Raw genomic sequence first — 17367 nt, forward strand, 5'->3', positions numbered from 1 at the left:
CAATCTGCACGGCCGTGCCTTGTGTCTCTTTCGGCGGCGCCGTCGCCGTTTCTGATGCCGATATGATCTTCTCGGTTAACCACACGGCAATGGTTGCGTGCAAAGGTCCCTCCGAGGGATGATCGGGGTTCTTGCCTTGCTTGCACCAAAAAGCGAAACGCTTCCGCGCGTCAACCAGGGCGGGATGATATCCGAAGCGCGCAAGCGCGAGATCCTGGCCGACTTGCGCGAAGGCTTCTTTCGCATTTGTGCGCTCGCATGCGCCGCGCTGTTTGTGTACCGGGGCGTGTATCACTTCGTGCAGGATCCCACCCGGTTCAATATCGCGCTCGTGGCGGTCTCCGAGACGCTCACCTTTACCTGGCTGCTGCTATCGCGGCGGCCGGTGACGCGTGACTGGAGCCCGCTTGCGGTAGTCGCTTCGGTGACCGCCAGTTTTGGTGTCGCCTTGATCACCATGGAACCGGGCATCCCCATCATCCCCATCTATGTCGCCGCGCCGCTGCAGTTCCTGGCACTGTGGTTCGTCATCTGGGGAAAGCTGTCGCTGGGTCGTTCCTTTGCCATCCTGCCCGCCAATCGCGGCGTGATGACCGGCGGCGCCTACCGCCTGGTGCGGCATCCGATCTATGCCGGTTACCTTACCGGCCATGTCCTTTACCTGCTGTCGGCCTTTTCCTTCTACAATCTCGCCGTCTATGCGGTTATCACCTATCTGCAGGTGTACCGCATTCTGCGCGAGGAGGCCTTGCTTGCCGCGGAACCGGAGTACCGCTCTTATATGGAGCGCGTGCGCTATAGGCTGTTTTACCGGATATTCTGAAGGCCAGACTGTCACGCGAGAGTGGCCGGTCCTGTTTGATCCAGAGTTGGCCAACAGGGCTCCTTAGCGGCTAGTGGTCCGGAACTGCTCCGCAGGTGAGGTGCTGTATCCTGGCTGTTCGGTAGCAAGCAGCCTGGCACCAAATCATCGGCTCTCCAACAGCTGGCTCTAAATCGTTTTTTCTCGTAAACTTCTCAAAATATAGACATTGCAAACGTCTGCCATTAGATATTTTCTACAAGTATATTATATTTTTATTATCATTACCGCTTTCTTGTTTCGACAGTTAATACCATGCCGCTCACATGTATAGCGTGAATTGAAACTCAAAACTCTCTTCGACGTAGTTGCCATCGCAATCGGCTGCATGCCGACTGCCTAGCGCAACGACAACAGGAGAGTGTTATGGCCTTTACCATCAAGACAGTCGCCAGTGTGTTGGCGGGTAGTGCAATAGTCTTGGTTCTGTCCGTGCCAGCAAACGCAGCAGGTCTTGGCGTCGGTGTCGGCGCCTCGGTTGGCGGTAGCGGCGGTGTCAATGCCGGTGTCGGCGCCTCGGTCGGCGGCGGTGGCGGCATCAATGCCGGCGTCGGTGCCTCGGTCGGCGGCAGCGGTGGCGTCAATGCCGGAGCCGGCGCCAATGTCGGCGGCTCGAGGGGCGTCAGCGCCGGGCTCGGCGCGTCGGTCGGCGGCAGCAATGGCGTCAATGCAGGAGCCGGCGCCAATATCGGTGGTTCGGGCGGCATCAACGCCGGGCTCGGTGCCAATGTTGGCGGAACGGGTGGCATCAATGCGGGGCTTGGCGCCAGTGTTGGCGGCGCCGGTGGCATTGGTGTCGGCGCGGGCATCGGCAACGGCACCAATCCCAGCAATCCGTCCAACCCGAACAACCCATCCAATCCCAATCACCCCAACGTTCCCGGTGTCGTGGCCCAGATGTCAAGCTCGCAGGTGACGCGCATGAAGAAGCGCTGCGTCGATGTCCTCAGCAGCGAAGGGACCTATGACCGCGACTTGCGGCAGCTCTGCCTGCTGATCGCACGCCGCTGAGGCTGAGGGAGGTTGCGGAACCAGCCGTAGGCCTGACCGCACTCTCCTGGCCTCCGGCCGGTTGGAAAGCCCGCCGTCCAGGCGGGCTTTCTGCGTTGCGGGCTGTGTGTTCCGTAGCCGCAATAGTCCAGCGGAACGCCAGCCCCTCTAAAACGTTCATACCTTGCGACATCCGAAATGGCGCGATGTTGAACCAGCGCGAAAGCGCGCATTCAGGAGCAGGGAAGGCCATGGGTCTCGGAACGATACTTATCATTATTCTAATCCTCGCGCTGCTCGGCGGCTTCAGCGGTCTGGGCGGTGGCCCGTTCTACGGAACCGGTTACTATGGCGGTGGCGGTCTCGGACTTGTGTTGATCATCGTCATCATCCTTGTCGTCCTGGGACGCATCTAGCCGGCTCCTCTTGTGTCGCCGGCGTCGCGGTCCCGTGAGCGAACCCGCGCCGGCGTGCACTGGAATGTGATGGAAGCAGGCCGGCTTGTGATCATGCGCCCCGCAGGACGGCTGTATGGTGATTGCGGTCCACACCCCCCGTGGAAACAAGAGGAGAGGGTCCCACCCCTTCATCCTCCTCCAAGGCCCGCCCCGGTTCCCGGAGCGGGCTTTCGTTCTTCTGCAAAGCGATTGCCTTCGGTCTTTCTGCCGCTCTCGGCCACGGTCTTTTTTCTCCGTCATGACCGACCTGCCGTTGACGGGAAAGCCGTGGGCGTTCACGCTGGGCAATTACGCCGCCTTCTTCTCGCAGAATCTCTATCTGACGCTGCTGCCGGCTTCGCTCCGCCTCGGCCTCGAGGTGACGGGCTATCGACGACTCGCTGATCGAAGCCGGGCGCTCGCTCGGCCTCGCGGCTGCGCCGGCCAGACGTTGAAAGTCATCGTCCAAAATACTGGCGCCGACAGGCTGGTGGAAGGTCAGGATGTGGTGCTGCGCTGGTCGCCGGAGAGCACAGTGCTGATTGCGGCGGCGGGCTGATCGTCGTTTCGGCTCTTGCCAGACCGCTGACAATGAGGAACGCATAGCCGGGCCCAAGTTAAGCCCGGAGCACCTTGATGACGTTTGACCTGACGGCCCGCGACCAATCCATGCTCGATGGCGAGCAAGGCCCAGCCGCGGCCGCCGCCATGAAAATCCTCGTCGCCTTCTCGAACGCGGTTGGGGCCGGCAGCCTGCTCGACATCTCAGGCGCTCATATCGATGGCTGTCTCTATCACGGCAAGGCAGGGCTCGATTTCGTCGAGCGGCTGGTCGAGGGAAGCGGACGTGTCCGAGTGCCGACGACGCTCAATGTCGGCTCGTTCGACCTTATCCATCCCGGCATGGTCAAGATGCCGGCGGCTGAAGAAATGCCGGCGCGGCGGTTGATGAAGGCGCATCTGGAACTTGGCTGCCAGGCCACATTCACCTGTGCCCCCTACCAGACGCGGTTCCGGCCTGAATTCGGCCAGCAGATCGCCTGGGGCGAGTCCAATGCCATCGTTTTCGCCAATTCGGTGATCGGCGCTCGCACCAACCGCTATGGCGATTTCATCGACCTGTGCTGTGCCATGACGGGTCGCGCACCGGGCTGGGGCCTGCATCTCAGCGAGAACCGGCGCGGCCGCATCCTGTTCGAGCTGGATGTTGCCGACGGGGAGCCGAGCGACAGCCTGTTCGTCGGCGTCGGGCTGATCATCGGGCAAGCCAGTGGGGACCGCATTCCTGTGATCGTCGGTCTGCCGCAACCGCGCGACGAGGACCAGTTGAAGGCGCTGGGCGCGGCGGCGGCAACGACCGGCGCGGTGGCGCTGTTCCATGCGGTCGCGGTCACGCCGGAAGCGCGGACGCTCGACGAGGCGTTCCATGGCCATGCGCCGGAAGAGACGATCCGCATCAGCCGCGCCGATATCGACCATGCGCTGGCCAGACTGTCTGGAGTGCCCGACGGCGCGCTGCTTTCAGCCGTGTCACTGGGCACGCCGCACTTTTCCCACCAGGAATGGATGCGCCTGTTGCCGCTGCTGCGTGCGGTGGCGCCGGGCAGGGGCATCCCGATCTATGTCAACACCGGCCGCGCGACGCTGACACGATTGCAGGAGGAGGGGGCATTGGCTGGCATGGAGGCGTTCGGCCTGGTCCCGGTCGCTGACACCTGCACCTATGTCACCTCGATTCTCGAGCGTCTCGACGGCGTGGTGATGACCAATTCCGGCAAATGGGCGCATTATGCGCCGGGCAATATCGGCGTGACCGTCGCCTTCGCCGAAATGAAGGATTGCATCCGCTCCGCCGCCGCAGGGCACGTCGTGCGGAGCGGCTCATGACGCGGTCGATTGAAGTGAAGGTCGTTGAAAGAGCCGGCACATTCCAACTGGCGGGTGCCGCCGAGGGCGAGGCGCTGGTGTTCTCGCAACCGCTCAGCTTCTGGGGCGGCATAGACGCCGAGACCGGCGATATAACGGATCGTTCGCACCCAGGCCTTGGCCAGAATGTCTCCGGCAAGATACTGGTCATGCCGAGCGGGCGAGGGTCCTCGTCTTCTTCCTCTGTCTTGGCCGAGGCAATCCGCAGGGGCACGGCGCCGGCCGGCATTCTTCTGGAACGGCCGGACCCGATCCTTGCCGTTGGCGCCATCGTCGCCGAGTTCCTCTACGCGATCAGCATGCCGCTGGTGGTTTGCGACATTGGGGGCATTGTTTCCGGCGAGCGGATCGCGATCGGTATCGGGGCAGATGGTGAGGCGGTCGTTCGCAAGGTCTAGGACCATGCGTTCCTGAAGCTGGCGCGGGAGCTGCAGATTGAAGTCGCCGCTGCCAGAGCCATGTTCCCTGGCCAAATCGCGTTTCTTCCAAGACAGCCTCATCTCGAACAAACGTGCCGGCGCGGCCTGAAACATTGGCACGATATTCTAAGCTGCCCGGTTGACCGCAGATGCGCCCTCAGGCGTATAATCCTACTAAGCTTATAGAATAAGTACCTGCATGAAACCGCTGCAACGGAGACATCGATGCCGCAAACCGAATCCAACCCGATCGAGCTGGGCACCAGGGCCGCCGATTTCCTGTTGGCCGACGCGCAAGGCGTGCTGCACAAGCTTGCCGATTTCGATGCCAAGCCGGCCCTGCTCGTCGCCTTCATTTCCAATCGGTGCCCCTTTGTCGTGGTGATCCGCGAGCAGCTTGCTGCATTCGCCAGGGACTATGCGCCGAAGGGCCTGCAGGTGCTAGCGATCAACGCCAACGACCATTTAGAGCATCCCGAGGAGACGCTCGCGCGGATAGGCGAGGAGTCCGAAAGGTTCGATTATTCCTTTCCCTATCTGAAGGATGCGTCGCAGCAAGTGGCCAAAGCCTATGGCGCGGCCTGTACGCCTGACTTCTTCCTGTTCGGCGCCGACCGGCGCCTTGCCTATCACGGCCAGTTCGACGATGCGCGGCCGGGCAACGGCAGGCCGGTGACTGGTGCTGATCTGCGCGCGGCCGTCGACACGGTGCTGGAGGGCGGCAGGCCCGCCGCAAGCCAAGTGCCGTCGATCGGCTGCAACATCAAATGGAGCGCCGGGAACGAGCCGCTGTGGTTCCCGGGTGCGGCCCGCGCCGCATAACGCCAGCCGCCTCACACTCCTTCGCCGAGCATCCATGCCCAAATCGCAAAAATCAGCTTCCGATGCCTTGCAGCTCCAGGTCGACGTGCTGGTGCTGGGCGGCGGCCCGTCCGCAGCCTGGGCAGCCGTCGCGGCCGCTGAAAGCGGCGCCAAGGTGGTGCTGGCCGACAAGGGCTATCTCGGCACCAGCGGCGCGACCGCGCCGTCGAACACCGGCACATGGTGCGTGCCCCCGGGCGACAACAGGCATGCGGTGGTCGAGCGGCGCTGGCAGCGCACGGGCGAGCTCGCGGACCAGCGCTGGATGCTGCGCTGCGTCGACACCGCCTACCGCAATTTGCTCAGGCTCTCGGAATGGGGTTATCCCTTCCCGAGCGAGGATGACGGCCGGCTCTACATCGCCAATCTGCGTGGGCCCGATTATATGCGCTTCATGCGCCGCCGGGTGCTGCTTGCCGGCGTGACCGTGCTCGACCACCATCCCGCGCTGGAACTCTTGTCCGACGGCGATGCCATCGTTGGTGCCGCCGGAGTCGCCAGGCAGGCCGGCCACGATTGGCGCGTCGAGGCGGGCGCGGTGGTCCTGGCCACCGGCGGCTGTGCCTTTCGCGAGCGCATCCTCGGCGGCACGGGGCTGACCGGCGACGGCTATCTGATGGCGGCCGAGGCCGGCGCCCGCCTGTCGGGCATGGAATTCACCGGCAAGTATACGTTGGCGCCTTATGGCTCCTCGCTCAACAAGGGATTGCCCTTCCGCTGGGCCTCGTTCCACCGCGAGGATGGTTCGCCGATCCTGGGCTCTACTGGCGAACCTTTGCGCAACGGCATCGGCGACCGCGAGGAGGAAGTGGCCCGCGCGCTGATCGACGGCCCGGTCCATGCGCGGCTGGACCAGGCCGAACCGGCGCTACAGGGCTGGCTGCGCCAGGGCCAGCCGAACTGCTTCGTGCCTTATGACCGTGCCGGCATCGACCCGTTCAGCGAGTTGTTCCGTATCACGCTGCGCGCCGAAGGCACGGTGCGCGGCACTGGCGGCATCGACATCGTGTCCGACGATTGCGCCACCGGCGTGCCCGGCCTCTACGCCGCCGGCGATGCGGCCAGCCGCGAGATCGTGACCGGCGCCGTGTCGGGCGGCGGCGCCGTGAATTCCTCCTGGGCGCTGGCCAGCGGCTGGTGGGCAGGCAAAGGGGCTTCGACCCACGCGAAGCGGCGTAGCGGCAAAGCGTTTCGGGGCGCCGCACAACCGCTCGGTCAGGCCGGTCTGCGTCCGGCGGCGGCGCCGCGTGCCGGTATCGCGGCAGGCGAGGTCATTGAGGCGGTGCGCAACGAGGTGACGCCGCTCGATAAGAACTTCTTCCGCGATGGTGGCCGCCTTGAGAAAAGCAGCGAGCGGCTGGAGAGCATCTGGCGCGACGTGCGTGACCATTTGCGGGGCGAGGGGGCCGACCGGATTCGCACGCGCGAAGCGGCGTCGATCGCCGCAGTCGGGCGCTGGTCGGTGGCCGCGGCATTGCACCGTACCGAAAGCCGCGGCATGCATCGCCGCGTCGACCTGCCGGGCAAGAATCCGGCACTGGCGCATCGCCTGATCGTCACCGGTGTCGACGAGTTCCGCATCGAAGGGGCGCCCGGGCGGCTGGCGGAGCTGGCGTCGTGATCGAGATCGTCTCGGCCACGCGCTGCATTGAGTGCGACATCTGCGTCAAGGTGTGCCCGACCAATGTCTTTGACGCGACTGAGCATGGCGCGCCCGTCATTGCTCGCCAGGACGACTGCCAGACCTGTTTCCTGTGCGAAATCTATTGTCCGACCGACGCTCTTTACGTGGCCGAGGCAGCCGAAGGGCCAACCGGCATCACCGAGGCAGAGGTCGAAGCGCGCCTTCTGTTCGGCTCCTATGCCCGCGCACTCGGCTGGACACGCGGCAAGGCCGGCGGCTCCGAATTCGACCCGACGCACCGCATCCGCGTGGCGCAATAGGAAGCGACAAGACATGAACCGCATCGTCGTCAACGACATCAGCAAGACCTTCCAGCTCAAACCAGGACAGTTCGTCACCGTCGAAGGCGAGGCGACCGATCGCGTCACCGTTCTCGACGGCGTCGATCTTGCCATCCGCAAGGGCGAGTTTGTCACGCTGGTCGGTCCGAGCGGCTCGGGCAAGTCGGTGCTGCTCGACATTATCGGCGGGCTGACGCGGGCGACCGGCGGCGACGTCCAACTCGACGGCAGGCGCATCACGCGTCCCGATCCCAAGACCGGCTACGTCTTCCAGCAATATGCGCTGTTTCCCTGGCGCACGGCGCTCGCCAATATCGAATATGCGCTGGAAGTGCGCGGCGTGGCGAAGACGGAGCGGACGGCGACGGCCAGGCACCTTTTGTCGCTGTTCGGGCTTGCCGGCTTCGAGGATCGTTTCCCCAACCAGCTTTCCGGCGGCATGCAGCAGCGCGTGGCGATCGCCCGCGCGCTCGCCAGCAATCCAGAAGTGCTGCTGATGGACGAACCCTTCGCCGCGCTCGACCAGCAGACGCGCGAACTGCTGCAGGGCGAGTTGTTGCGCATCTGGGGCAAGATCAAGACGACGGTCATTTTTGTCACCCACTCGATCGACGAGGCGATCTTCCTGGCCGATCGCGTGGTGGTGATGACGGCGCGGCCGGGCGCGGTGAAGGAGATCATCGATATCGACCTGCCGCGGCCGCGCGACGGCGACATCCGCGCCAGCACTGAATTCAACGCGTATCGCGCCCGCGTCTGGGACGTGCTGCGCGACGAGGTCAACAGGGCGCAGAAGGACTGGACGCTGTCGCCGGCCTTCGGCCATTGAGGAGTTAGAACCATGGCCTATCTGACCGAAAAGCTCGGCCCTGCCATCGGGTTTCGCGGCGAGGCCGCCGTAGCCGCAAAAATTCCTGCAATCAAGGCGCGTGGCGCAGCCCAAGAGGCCAAAGCCCGCAGGAAAGGAACGTATGGCGGCACCTTCGTCTATGGCCTGCCGCTGCTCGGCCTGTTCTTCCTTTTGTGGGAGATTGCGCCGCGGCTCGGCTGGCTGAACCGCATCTTCTTTCCACCGCTGAGCGAGGTGCTGCTTGCCTGGTGGGACCTGCTTGCCTCGGGTGTACTGGTCGAGCATATCGGCATCAGCCTGCAGCGCGCGGCCATCGGCTTCGCGCTCGGCGTGTTGGTGGCCATCCCGCTTGGCCTGCTCATGGGCCGCTACTCTCTGTTCGAGAAGGTCAGTGACCTTTTGGTGCAGACGCTACGCAACACCTCGCAATTCGCGCTGCTGCCGGTGTTCATCCTTTTGCTTGGCATCGGCGAGGAATCCAAGGTGGCCATCACCTTCTACTCCTCGGTGTTCTTTCTCCTCGTCAACACGATCAGCGGCGTGAAGTCGGTCGATCCGCTGCTCATCAAAGCGGCGCGCTCGATGGGCACGTCTGACTTCGACCTGTTCCGGAAAGTCATCCTGCCGGCCAGCATTCCCTCGATCGTCGCCGGTGCGCGGCTGGCGGTCAAATCCTCGCTGTTCGCGGTGATCGGCGCCGAGATGCTGGCGGCCAAATCCGGCCTCGGTTTCCTCATCCAGAACTCGCAACTGATGATGGAAACGGCCGACATGTATGCCGGCATCCTGACGCTCACCGTCATCGGCCTGACCGTCAACTACCTGCTCGTCTGGTTCGAGCGCTGGGCGACCGCCTGGAAGGGCCAGTCCGAGCCTTCGCTCATTTAAGCCATTCGCCCCAAGTAGGAAGGATTTTCCCATGTCCAGCATCGCATTCGATGGATTTCGCCGGCTGTTTCTGAAGGCCGCCCTTGTGGTGGTGATCGGCCTTGGCGGCATGCCTGCCTTCGCGCAGGACAAGCCCGGCGTCATCCGCATCGGCAGCACGGCGCCCGGGCACCTCAAATTCATCCTCGCCCAGAAGGATGGCTGGTGGGAGAAGGAATTCGCCAAGGACGGCATCAAGGTCGAACTGGTGACCTTCAACGGCGGCTCGGAGGCGACGACGGCCTTGGCCACCGGCGCCATCGAGTTCACCTATACCGGCAACAACCCGGCGCTGCGTGTCGCCGCGTCCGGCGCCGACGTCAAGCTGATCGGCCTGTCGAGCTATGTCAGGGCGGGCGGGTCCTCCATCGTCGTCAAGACCGATTCCCCCCTGAAGACGCTGCAGGACCTCAAGGGCAAGAAGGTCGCCTATCTCACAGGCACGGTGCGGCACTCCAATTTCAGCAAGGCGCTGAACAGTGTCGGCCTGACCACGAACGATGTCGAGGGTTTGAACCTCCCTTTCGAGGCGTCAGGCCCAGCCCTGTTGCGCGGCGATATCGATGCCATCGTCGAGACCGACTCGACGGCGGCCAAGCTCGTCGACTCCGGCGAGGCGCGTCTGCTCTACGACACCAGCACGCATCCGGAATGGAATGTGCCTAACGTCATTTCGGTCAACGGCGCCTTCGCGGCGAAATATCCCGATCTGGTCAAGCGGCTGCTCAAGGTCGACATCGAGATTTCGCGCTGGGCAGACGCCCATCCCGACGAGACGATCAAGACCTTTGTCGAGGCGACCAAATCGTCGGAGAAATCCGTGCGCAAAACCTATGCCGATGGCGCCTTCCACCAGGATCCGAAGCTCACCGATGATGCGATCGAAGCCTTGAAGGCCGAAGAAAAATTCATGGCCGGCGCCGGGCTCCTCAAGGGATCGATCGACTACGGCAAATGGGTCGACAAGAGCTTTGTCGAAGCCGCGTCCGCGGAAGTCGCCACAGTCCAGTAGACGGAAGGGTCGAGCCAGCGGGCGTCTCCGCACCGCGCCCGGCTCATCAGTACCGCTCAAATCTCCGGGATGTTCTCCTTGAAGATCACCTGCAGCCTCGGCTGGTGCAATTCATAGGGGAGGCCCCGGACGGCGTGGGTCAGGATGTTGAGCGCCTCGCGGGCTTCGACGCGCGGGTTCTGGTCGATGACGGCGTCGAGCGTGCCGTCGAGCAGCAGTTCCTTGGTGCCGTCCGTCGCCTCGTGGCCGAGGAAAACCATGGATTGCGCACGGCCGCGTTCCTTCAGCGCACGCGCTATGCCGGTGTTGCCGGCGCCGACATTGTAGATCGCGGCAAGGTCGGAGTGGCGTTCCAGAAGGGCTGACGCCTCCGAATAGGCCTTTTCGCGGTCGTCGAGCATTTCGCGCATCTCGACGATCTCCAGATGGGGGGATTCCTCGGTCAATATGTGCCGGAAGCCCATCTCGCGTTCCTCGTGGCCACGATAGGACAGCGAGCCTGCAAACAGTGCCACCTTGCCGGGGCGCCCCGGTCCCATGAAACGGTTGAGCAGATAGCCGGCCAGCCGCCCGGCGGCGCGGTTGTCGATGCCGATATAGGCAACCCTTGGCACATGCAGGATGTCGGAGGCGATGGTCACCACCTTGACGTCGTTGGCCGATAGCGAGCGGATCGCCTCGCGCACCGTCGGATGGTCGAGCGCGATGACACCGACGCCTTGCGTCTGGCCGCGCAAATCCTGCAGCAGGCGGGCGAGCCGGTCGGGATTGAAGCCCTCTATGGTGGCGATATGGACGTCGAGATCGGGGCGCGCCAGGGCTTGTGCCTCGATGTGGCGGTGCAGCATCTTGATGAAGGAATTGGTGCCGGCCGGCAGCGCGAAGTCGAGCCGGATGACCTCGCCGGGCACCGGCCTGGGCGGCGCCCCGTTCGGGCCTTCGGCGATGTAGCCGAGCCGCTGCGCCATTTCGAGCACGATCTCGCGTGTGCGCGCCCGCACGCCGGGGCGATTGTTGAGCACGCGGTCGACGGTGGCGGCGGAGACGCCGGCTTCCCGGGCTATGTCGGTCAGGGTGGAACGCACCGTCTCATCTCCTCAATGCATCAGGGATGACGCAGTGCCGGCTGGCGGCTGATTGCGCCCAACGCCCCGCGATCCGCGATTCTGATGGGAAATGATGTATCCGGCCTTGGCCGATGCGCAAGCCGCCAAGCTAAATCAACTCGTCCGGCATGATCGTGTCGGAAAGGGAGATCACATTTCCCATCAAATCGACGCATTCGGAGGGGTCTATGAACCTTGGTATGACGCATTTCCTCACTCTATGCGATGTTGTGATGTGTTTTGATTATTAATGATGTTGACAGCCTTCCGATCCTGCCGTCAATATCCCTCATGGGCTCGTGGAGGAAACATTGGGCCTGAGGGAGGAATTCCAATGTCTGATTTGATCCGCATCTCGCGGCGCCGGTTGCTGGCGTCCGGAGGAAAGGCGGCGGTGTTCGTGGCCGCCGCAGGTATCGCTCCGCAATTCATTCGTCCCGGCCGCGCCTTCGCGGCCGATGCGCTCGCACCTGGCATGATCGGCGGTCCGACGGGCTTCGATGGCGCCGAACGCTATCAATACGGTCCCGACACACCGGAGGGCCGCGCCATTGAGGCCGCCAAGGCTTTGAAGGGCGCCGGCAAGGCGCCGGCCAAGATCGTGCTTGGCCTGTCGGACGGCTCGATCGGCCAGCTCACCCAGTCTTTTCCGGCCGGGGCGCCGTCGATCAAGGAGCTGTGGGAAAAGGAAACCGGGATCCCGATCGAGATCGTCGGTCTGCCGAACGGCCAGGAATTCACCAAAACCATGCAGGACATCTCCACCAAGGGTGGGGCGTACGACATCTATTCGACCGAGTGGAATCGCCTTGGCGATCTCGCCGAGACCGGCGGCATCGCCAAGCTCGACGACTTCGTCGCCCAGTACAAACCCGAATGGGACGATCCCAAGACCGGCTATGTCGACGGCGCCAAGGGTGTATCGCTGCTCAACAAATATCGCGGCTCCAACTATGGGGTGTCGTTGGACGGCGACTTCCAGACCTGGGTCTACCGCACCGACCTGTTCGGTGACGAAGCCGAGAAGAAGGCCTTCAAGGACAAATACGGCTACGATCTGGCGCCGCCGAAAACCTGGAAGCAGCACGGCGATATCGCCGCCTTCTTCCAGCGTCCGGACAAGGGCCTGTTCGGCTCCACCGACCTGCGTAACCAGGGCTGGGGCTACACCAACTGGTATCAGCGCTATGTGTCGATGGCCTCGCCCAACCAGTTTCTGTTCGGCGATGACGGCAAGCCGCTGATCAATTCCGAGCATGGCATCGCCGCCACCAACGAATATGTCGAATCGCTGGTCCATCATTCGCCGGACGCGATCTCGTGGGGCTGGCCGGAGCAGTACGGCAATTTCGCCAAGGGCGGCGCGGCGATGACCTGTGCCTTCTCCAACCTGCCGAAATTCCTCGACAATGCCGGCAACAAGGACTCCAAGGTCACCGGCAAGATCGGCACGATGCTGCCGCCCGGCCGCGAGATCGACGGCAAACTGATCAGTCGCTCGGTATTGTGGTTCTCGCTGACCGGCATGGTCTCGTCGCAGTCGAAAAACCAGGAGGTCGCCTATCTCCTGCTGCAATGGCTTGGCTCGGCCCGCATCTATGCCTGGATGAGCGCCAACCCCGGCGGCTATCTCGATCCGTTCCGGCTTTCGGATTTTTCCGATCCGCTGGTGCGCCAGACCTACCACGCCTACCACATGGACGTGGTGCGCGAGACGGTCGCCCGCACGGTGCCGACCATCAACTATCCCGGCGCCACCGCCTTCCACAACGCGCTGGACGAAAACCTGATGGCTTCGCTGACCAAGGCCAAGACGTCGGAGCAGGCGATGGCCGACACGGAAGCCGAGTGGAAGAAGATCGCCCGGCGCATTGGCGAGGACAAATTGCTCGAAGCCATCAGGACCAACAAGGAGGCATGGCCGACCGTTCTCGATCCGATCAGCTGATCCATCTCCCTGGATCAAAGCCGGAGGGGAGGAGCATCCGCTCTTCCCCGGCGCCACCAGCAAAAGCAGCCAGATGAAGCGTTCCGTCCCCTTCGAGATATTCCGCTACGCCGCGATCCTCGCGGCGATGGCCGTCACGCTGGTGCCGATCCTGTGGATGGTGTCGATGGCCTTCAAGCCGATCGCCGAATGGTCGGCGACGGGAGCGGACCTGACATGGTGGCCGAAGAACCCGACGCTCAGCAATTTCCAGTTCGTGTTCGGCGAGTCCACCAACAATCTGATCGTCGCGCTCGACCGCACCGCGCTGAAGCCGATCCTATCGTCGCTTCTGTCGGCGGTATTCGGCACCGCGATCGCCATGTCGGCGGGCACCGCCGCCGCCTATGGCCTGTCGCGCTTCGGCTCCGGCCAGAACCTGCCGCTGGCGCTGATCCAGCTCAGGCTGTTTCCGCCGATGGCCGTCATGATCCCTGTGATGATCATGTGGGCCTTCCTGAATTTCACAGACAGCTGGTGGGGGCTGGCGCTGATCTACGGCATCGTCACGCTGCCGTTCGCTTTCTGGCTGATGAAGACCTTCTTCGACGACATGCCGCGCGAGATCGAGGAAGCCGCTTTGGTCGAGGGCTGCTCGCGGCTGCGCGTCTTCACCCGCATCACGCTGCCGATGATGCGCGCGCCGTTGGCGAGTGCTGCGCTCTTCGTCTTCATCCTCAACTGGTCGGACTATCTGATCGCGCTGCTTCTGACGACGCGCGAATGGGTGACGATCCCCGTCTACATGGCCTCGCTGTCCTCGTCGATGACCGGCCAGCTCTATGGCGCCAAGGCCGCACTCGGGCTGATCGCGGCGGTGCCGCCGGTCATCATGGGCATCGCCATCCAGCGCCATCTGGTGCGCGGGCTAACTTTCGGAGCGCTCAAGCAATGAGCGCGGTGGTTGCGACGATTTCGGAGGGTGAGATGGACGCGGCCCGCGCAAAGCCGGCGCTGCGCGACGAAGGCATGCGGTTGGGCTTTCGCCTGACCTTGCCGGCGCAGATCCTGGTGCTGTTCATCTCGGCCTTTCCACTCTTGATGCAGCTCTACATCAGCGTCACCGACTGGTCGCCACTCTCGGGCCTTGGCTGGTGGAACGCCTGGGAGATGTGGAACAGCTTCGCCAACTATACCGACCTTGCCGCCGACGCGCGCTTCTGGAGTGCGCTGAAGCGCACGGTCATCGTGATGGTCGTCTGCGTGCCGGCCGAGTTCCTGTTAGGCTTGGCGCTGGCGACGCTGTTCGCCGACGATTTTCCGGGCAAGCGTATCTTCTATTCGGTCCTCCTGATGCCGATGATGGTGGTGCCGGCGGTGGCCGGCTACATGTTCTTCATGCTGTTCCAGTCCGGCGGCCCGGTGAACGACATCCTGTCGGCAATCACGGGCACGCAAGTCACCATTGCCTGGCTGTCGGATCCGACACTGGCGCTGATCGCGGTGATGATCGCCGACATCTGGCAGTGGACGCCGCTGATGTTCCTGATCCTGCTGGCCGGCCTGGTCGGAGTGCCGGAGGACCAGATCAAGGCGGCAACGCTGCTCGGCGCCAATCCCTGGCAGCGCTTTACCACCATCGTGCTGCCGAAGATGAAGACGATCATCATCATCGCGCTGGCGATAAGGGTGATCGAGAACTTCAAGATCTTCGACACGCTGTACATCATGACCGGCGGCGGCCCCGGCGTCGCCACCGAAACGATCTCCGTCTACATCTACAAGGTCACCACGCAGGATCTGATCTGGGGCTATGTGGCGGCGATCGCGCTCGCCATTCTGGTCGTGCTCTCCATCGTCGCCGTGTTCGCCATGAAGCGCATGGCCCGGGCAAGGCAGGTGGCGGCATGAGCACGATCCAGCTCAAGCACCTCACCAAGACATTCGGCGACTTCACGGCGCTGAAGACCATGGACCTCGATATCGCCGATGGCGAGTTCATGGCTCTGCTGGGGCCTTCAGGCTGCGGCAAGTCGACGACGATGAACATGATTGCCGGGATGGAAGAGCCGACCAGCGGAAAGATCCTGTTTGGCGAGCGCGACATGGCCGGCGTGCCGATGGGCCGGCGCGGCGTTGGCTTCGTGTTCCAGAACTACGCGATCTTCACCCATATGACGGTGCGCCAGAACCTTGCCTACGGGCCAAGGATGCGTGGCGCCGCCACGGTCGAGATCGATCGTCGCGTCGGCACGATTGCCGAGCTGCTGCAACTGACGCCGCTGCTCGACCGCAAGGCCGACCGGCTGTCGGTCAACATACTGCAGCGCGTGGCGATCGGCCGCTCGGCAATCATGGAGCCGGCGATCTTCCTGCTCGACGAGCCGCTGTCCAATGTCGACGCCGCCTTCCGCGCGGTGATGCGCACCGAGCTGAAACAGCTGCAGCGCCAGTTCAAGCAGACCATGGTCTACGTCACGCACGACCAGCTGGAAGCCATGACCATGGCCGACCGTATCGCGGTCATGGACCACGGCGTGCTGCAGCAGGTCGGCACGCCGCTCGAGGTCTACAACAATCCGGCCAATGTCTTCGTCGCCCGCTTCATCGGCGCGCCGGGCATGAACCTGCTCAAGGGCCGACCTGCGGAGAGCGACCGGGGTCTGGTCGTCGATCTCGGGGCGCTGGGCATCACGCCGCCATTACCCGACGAGCTGGCGGCGGCCATGCGTGGCGCACGCGACGAGGTGCTCTACGGCTTTCGGCCGGAACAGGTGGCCCTGGCGGAGAATGGACGCGGGCTTGCCATGCCTGTCACTTTCGTCGAGCGCATCGGCGCGCGCACCATCGTTCACCTCGGCCAGGGCGACGGCGCCGTGAAAGCGGTCTTCGACAATGATGTCGGGCTGTCGATAGGGCAAACCGCGGTCGTCGCACCCGCGGCGTCGTCAGTGCGGGTCTTCGACGCCGTTAGCGGCCTTGCGATGAGAGCGGGTTGAGCCATGGCCGACATCGTCTTCCGCAATGTCACGAAACGCTACAGCACGATGCTCGCCGTCGACGACGCCTCGTTCACTGTCAACGACAACGAGTTCTTCTGCTTCTTCGGGCCGCCGCTGTCGGGCAAGTCGACAATCCTGCGCCTGGTGCTCGGGCTGGAGACGCCGGATGCCGGCGAAATCCTCATCGGCGGCAAGCCCGTCAACACGGTGTCGCCAGCAGAGCGCAATGTCGCCATGGTGTTCCAGAACTTGGCGCTGTTCCCGCATATGAGCGCGCTCGACAATGTCCGTTTCCCGCTGGTCGAGCGCCGGGTCGCCGAGGTCGATATCAAACGGCGCGTCGCCGATGTCGCGGCCAAGCTGCATATCGGCCATATCCTGCACAAGCCGCCGGCACTGCTTTCGGGCGGCGAGCGGCAGCGGGTGGCGATCGCCCGCGCCCTGGTGCGCGACCCCAACGCCTATCTGATGGACGATCCGATCTCGGCGCTCGACGCGCGGCTGCGCGAGGAAACGCGCGTCGAACTGAAGCGCATCCAGCGTGAGCTCGGCAAGACGCTGATCTATGTCACGCACGACCAGGAAGAGGCGATGTCGATCGCCGACCGCATGGCCATACTGGAAAGCGGAAGGATCCGGCAGATCGGCGCGCCGGCCGAGATCTATGATCGCCCGGCCAGCACCTACGTGGCGCGGCTGCTGGGGTCGCCTGTCATGAACATCCTCAAATCCGTTCAAGGCGAGGGCGGCATCGAGGGCGGCATCGAGGCCGCCGAAGGCGCGATCAGCATCGCCGATCGCACGGCTCCGGCCGACGCCGTCGAGATCGGGCTGAGGCCGGAGGATATCAAGGTCAGGCCCTGGAGCGACACCGAGAAGGAGAGCCCCGGCCGCCCGGCGCGGGTGTTCGAGGTCGAGCCGCTTGGCGGCTATACCGTGGTGACACTCGCCGCCGGGCAAGCGCGGCTGAAGGCTTTGCTGCGCGGCCAGCCTGACATCAGGCCCGACGCGATGGTGGCGATATCCTGCGAGCCGGCGCGCGTGCATTATTTCGGACAGGGCGGAGGCGCGTTGGCAAGATGA

Annotated in this window: 17 protein-coding genes and 2 pseudogenes; 18 read left to right on the top strand and 1 reads right to left on the bottom strand. The window is 63.7% G+C overall.

The genetic code is table 11. The features are described from left to right. The first annotated feature begins 184 nt into the window (after nt 1–184). The 13 genes and pseudogenes from MESAU_RS15885 (at nt 185) to MESAU_RS15935 (ending at nt 10249) form a co-directional block, all read left to right on the top strand. Nucleotides 185–823 carry a methyltransferase family protein gene (locus MESAU_RS15885; RefSeq protein ID WP_224587972.1) on the top strand — a complete coding sequence of 213 codons (639 nt, stop codon included), beginning with the start codon at nt 185–187 and terminating at the stop codon, nt 821–823. A 405-nt stretch (nt 824–1228) separates the two neighbouring features. Beyond that, nucleotides 1229–1873, top strand: a complete 645-nt coding sequence (locus MESAU_RS15890; RefSeq protein WP_015317055.1) for a hypothetical protein — start codon at nt 1229–1231, stop codon at nt 1871–1873. Nucleotides 1874–2103: 230 nt separating this feature from the next. Continuing rightward, complete coding sequence (locus MESAU_RS30245) at nt 2104–2268, top strand: DUF3309 family protein (protein ID WP_023769518.1); 165 nt, start codon at nt 2104–2106, stop codon at nt 2266–2268. 231 nt (nt 2269–2499) lie between these two features. After that, a pseudogene (locus MESAU_RS32300) lies at nt 2500–2674 on the top strand (ABC transporter permease); the annotation flags it as partial. A gap of 57 nt (nt 2675–2731) precedes the next feature. Further along, nucleotides 2732–2848: pseudogene (locus tag MESAU_RS32305) on the top strand (spermidine/putrescine ABC transporter ATP-binding protein); the annotation flags it as partial. A gap of 77 nt (nt 2849–2925) precedes the next feature. Beyond that, nucleotides 2926–4176, top strand: coding sequence for an aconitase X (locus MESAU_RS15900; RefSeq protein ID WP_015317058.1), 1251 nt, complete (start codon nt 2926–2928; stop codon nt 4174–4176). Beyond that, nucleotides 4173–4613: an aconitase X swivel domain-containing protein gene (locus MESAU_RS15905; RefSeq protein WP_015317059.1), complete on the top strand. Its 441-nt coding sequence runs from the start codon at nt 4173–4175 to the stop codon at nt 4611–4613. Before MESAU_RS15900 ends, MESAU_RS15905 begins: the two co-directional genes overlap by 4 nt. Nucleotides 4614–4859: 246 nt before the next feature. Then, the gene (locus tag MESAU_RS15910) at nt 4860–5456 is read left to right on the top strand and encodes a thioredoxin family protein (RefSeq protein WP_015317060.1); all 597 of its coding nucleotides are present in this window, start codon (nt 4860–4862) and stop codon (nt 5454–5456) included. A 34-nt stretch (nt 5457–5490) separates the two neighbouring features. Next, a complete protein-coding gene (locus MESAU_RS15915; protein ID WP_015317061.1) occupies nt 5491–7116 on the top strand; it encodes an FAD-dependent oxidoreductase in 1626 nt (541 codons plus the stop codon). Next, on the top strand, nt 7113–7439 hold the full coding sequence (locus MESAU_RS15920; RefSeq protein WP_015317062.1) for a 4Fe-4S dicluster domain-containing protein: 327 nt from the start codon (nt 7113–7115) through the stop codon (nt 7437–7439). The genes MESAU_RS15915 and MESAU_RS15920 overlap by 4 nt, the downstream gene beginning before the upstream one ends. A gap of 13 nt (nt 7440–7452) precedes the next feature. Next, nucleotides 7453–8289, top strand: a complete 837-nt coding sequence (locus MESAU_RS15925) for an ABC transporter ATP-binding protein (RefSeq protein ID WP_015317063.1) — start codon at nt 7453–7455, stop codon at nt 8287–8289. A 12-nt stretch (nt 8290–8301) separates the two neighbouring features. Beyond that, the gene (locus tag MESAU_RS15930) at nt 8302–9198 is read left to right on the top strand and encodes an ABC transporter permease (RefSeq protein ID WP_015317064.1); all 897 of its coding nucleotides are present in this window, start codon (nt 8302–8304) and stop codon (nt 9196–9198) included. 31 nt (nt 9199–9229) lie between these two features. Next, nucleotides 9230–10249, top strand: a complete 1020-nt coding sequence (locus tag MESAU_RS15935) for an aliphatic sulfonate ABC transporter substrate-binding protein (protein ID WP_015317065.1) — start codon at nt 9230–9232, stop codon at nt 10247–10249. A 56-nt stretch (nt 10250–10305) separates the two neighbouring features. On the opposite strand, the gene MESAU_RS15940 is transcribed toward MESAU_RS15935, so the two are convergent. After that, complete coding sequence (locus MESAU_RS15940; RefSeq protein WP_015317066.1) at nt 10306–11334, bottom strand: LacI family DNA-binding transcriptional regulator; 1029 nt, start codon at nt 11332–11334, stop codon at nt 10306–10308. Nucleotides 11335–11689: 355 nt separating this feature from the next. On the opposite strand from MESAU_RS15940, the gene MESAU_RS15945 reads away from it, so the two are divergent. From MESAU_RS15945 to MESAU_RS15965, 5 genes are all read left to right on the top strand, one after another. Then, nucleotides 11690–13303 carry an extracellular solute-binding protein gene (locus tag MESAU_RS15945; RefSeq protein ID WP_015317067.1) on the top strand — a complete coding sequence of 538 codons (1614 nt, stop codon included), beginning with the start codon at nt 11690–11692 and terminating at the stop codon, nt 13301–13303. Nucleotides 13304–13376: 73 nt separating this feature from the next. Beyond that, entirely contained in the window at nt 13377–14237 is an 861-nt protein-coding gene (locus MESAU_RS15950; RefSeq protein ID WP_015317068.1) for a carbohydrate ABC transporter permease, read from the top strand. Next, nucleotides 14234–15193: a carbohydrate ABC transporter permease gene (locus tag MESAU_RS15955; RefSeq protein WP_015317069.1), complete on the top strand. Its 960-nt coding sequence runs from the start codon at nt 14234–14236 to the stop codon at nt 15191–15193. Before MESAU_RS15950 ends, MESAU_RS15955 begins: the two co-directional genes overlap by 4 nt. Then, the gene (locus tag MESAU_RS15960; protein WP_015317070.1) at nt 15190–16281 is read left to right on the top strand and encodes an ABC transporter ATP-binding protein; all 1092 of its coding nucleotides are present in this window, start codon (nt 15190–15192) and stop codon (nt 16279–16281) included. Before MESAU_RS15955 ends, MESAU_RS15960 begins: the two co-directional genes overlap by 4 nt. A gap of 3 nt (nt 16282–16284) precedes the next feature. After that, a complete protein-coding gene (locus MESAU_RS15965) occupies nt 16285–17367 on the top strand; it encodes an ABC transporter ATP-binding protein (RefSeq protein WP_015317071.1) in 1083 nt (360 codons plus the stop codon).

The sequence above is a fragment of the Mesorhizobium australicum WSM2073 genome (genome assembly GCF_000230995.2).
Classification (GTDB): domain Bacteria; phylum Pseudomonadota; class Alphaproteobacteria; order Rhizobiales; family Rhizobiaceae; genus Mesorhizobium; species Mesorhizobium australicum.

Bases quoted from the DNA above. Each gene is read 5' to 3' on its own strand.
- MESAU_RS15885 (WP_224587972.1), top strand. From the start codon at position 185: ATGATATCCGAAGCGCGCAAGCGCGAGATCCTGGCCGACTTGCGCGAA.
- MESAU_RS15890 (WP_015317055.1), top strand. From the start codon at position 1,229: ATGGCCTTTACCATCAAGACAGTCGCCAGTGTGTTGGCGGGTAGTGCA.
- MESAU_RS30245 (WP_023769518.1), top strand. From the start codon at position 2,104: ATGGGTCTCGGAACGATACTTATCATTATTCTAATCCTCGCGCTGCTC.
- MESAU_RS15900 (WP_015317058.1), top strand. From the start codon at position 2,926: ATGACGTTTGACCTGACGGCCCGCGACCAATCCATGCTCGATGGCGAG.
- MESAU_RS15905 (WP_015317059.1), top strand. From the start codon at position 4,173: ATGACGCGGTCGATTGAAGTGAAGGTCGTTGAAAGAGCCGGCACATTC.
- MESAU_RS15910 (WP_015317060.1), top strand. From the start codon at position 4,860: ATGCCGCAAACCGAATCCAACCCGATCGAGCTGGGCACCAGGGCCGCC.
- MESAU_RS15915 (WP_015317061.1), top strand. From the start codon at position 5,491: ATGCCCAAATCGCAAAAATCAGCTTCCGATGCCTTGCAGCTCCAGGTC.
- MESAU_RS15925 (WP_015317063.1), top strand. From the start codon at position 7,453: ATGAACCGCATCGTCGTCAACGACATCAGCAAGACCTTCCAGCTCAAA.
- MESAU_RS15930 (WP_015317064.1), top strand. From the start codon at position 8,302: ATGGCCTATCTGACCGAAAAGCTCGGCCCTGCCATCGGGTTTCGCGGC.
- MESAU_RS15935 (WP_015317065.1), top strand. From the start codon at position 9,230: ATGTCCAGCATCGCATTCGATGGATTTCGCCGGCTGTTTCTGAAGGCC.
- MESAU_RS15945 (WP_015317067.1), top strand. From the start codon at position 11,690: ATGTCTGATTTGATCCGCATCTCGCGGCGCCGGTTGCTGGCGTCCGGA.
- MESAU_RS15950 (WP_015317068.1), top strand. From the start codon at position 13,377: ATGAAGCGTTCCGTCCCCTTCGAGATATTCCGCTACGCCGCGATCCTC.
- MESAU_RS15955 (WP_015317069.1), top strand. From the start codon at position 14,234: ATGAGCGCGGTGGTTGCGACGATTTCGGAGGGTGAGATGGACGCGGCC.
- MESAU_RS15960 (WP_015317070.1), top strand. From the start codon at position 15,190: ATGAGCACGATCCAGCTCAAGCACCTCACCAAGACATTCGGCGACTTC.
- MESAU_RS15965 (WP_015317071.1), top strand. From the start codon at position 16,285: ATGGCCGACATCGTCTTCCGCAATGTCACGAAACGCTACAGCACGATG.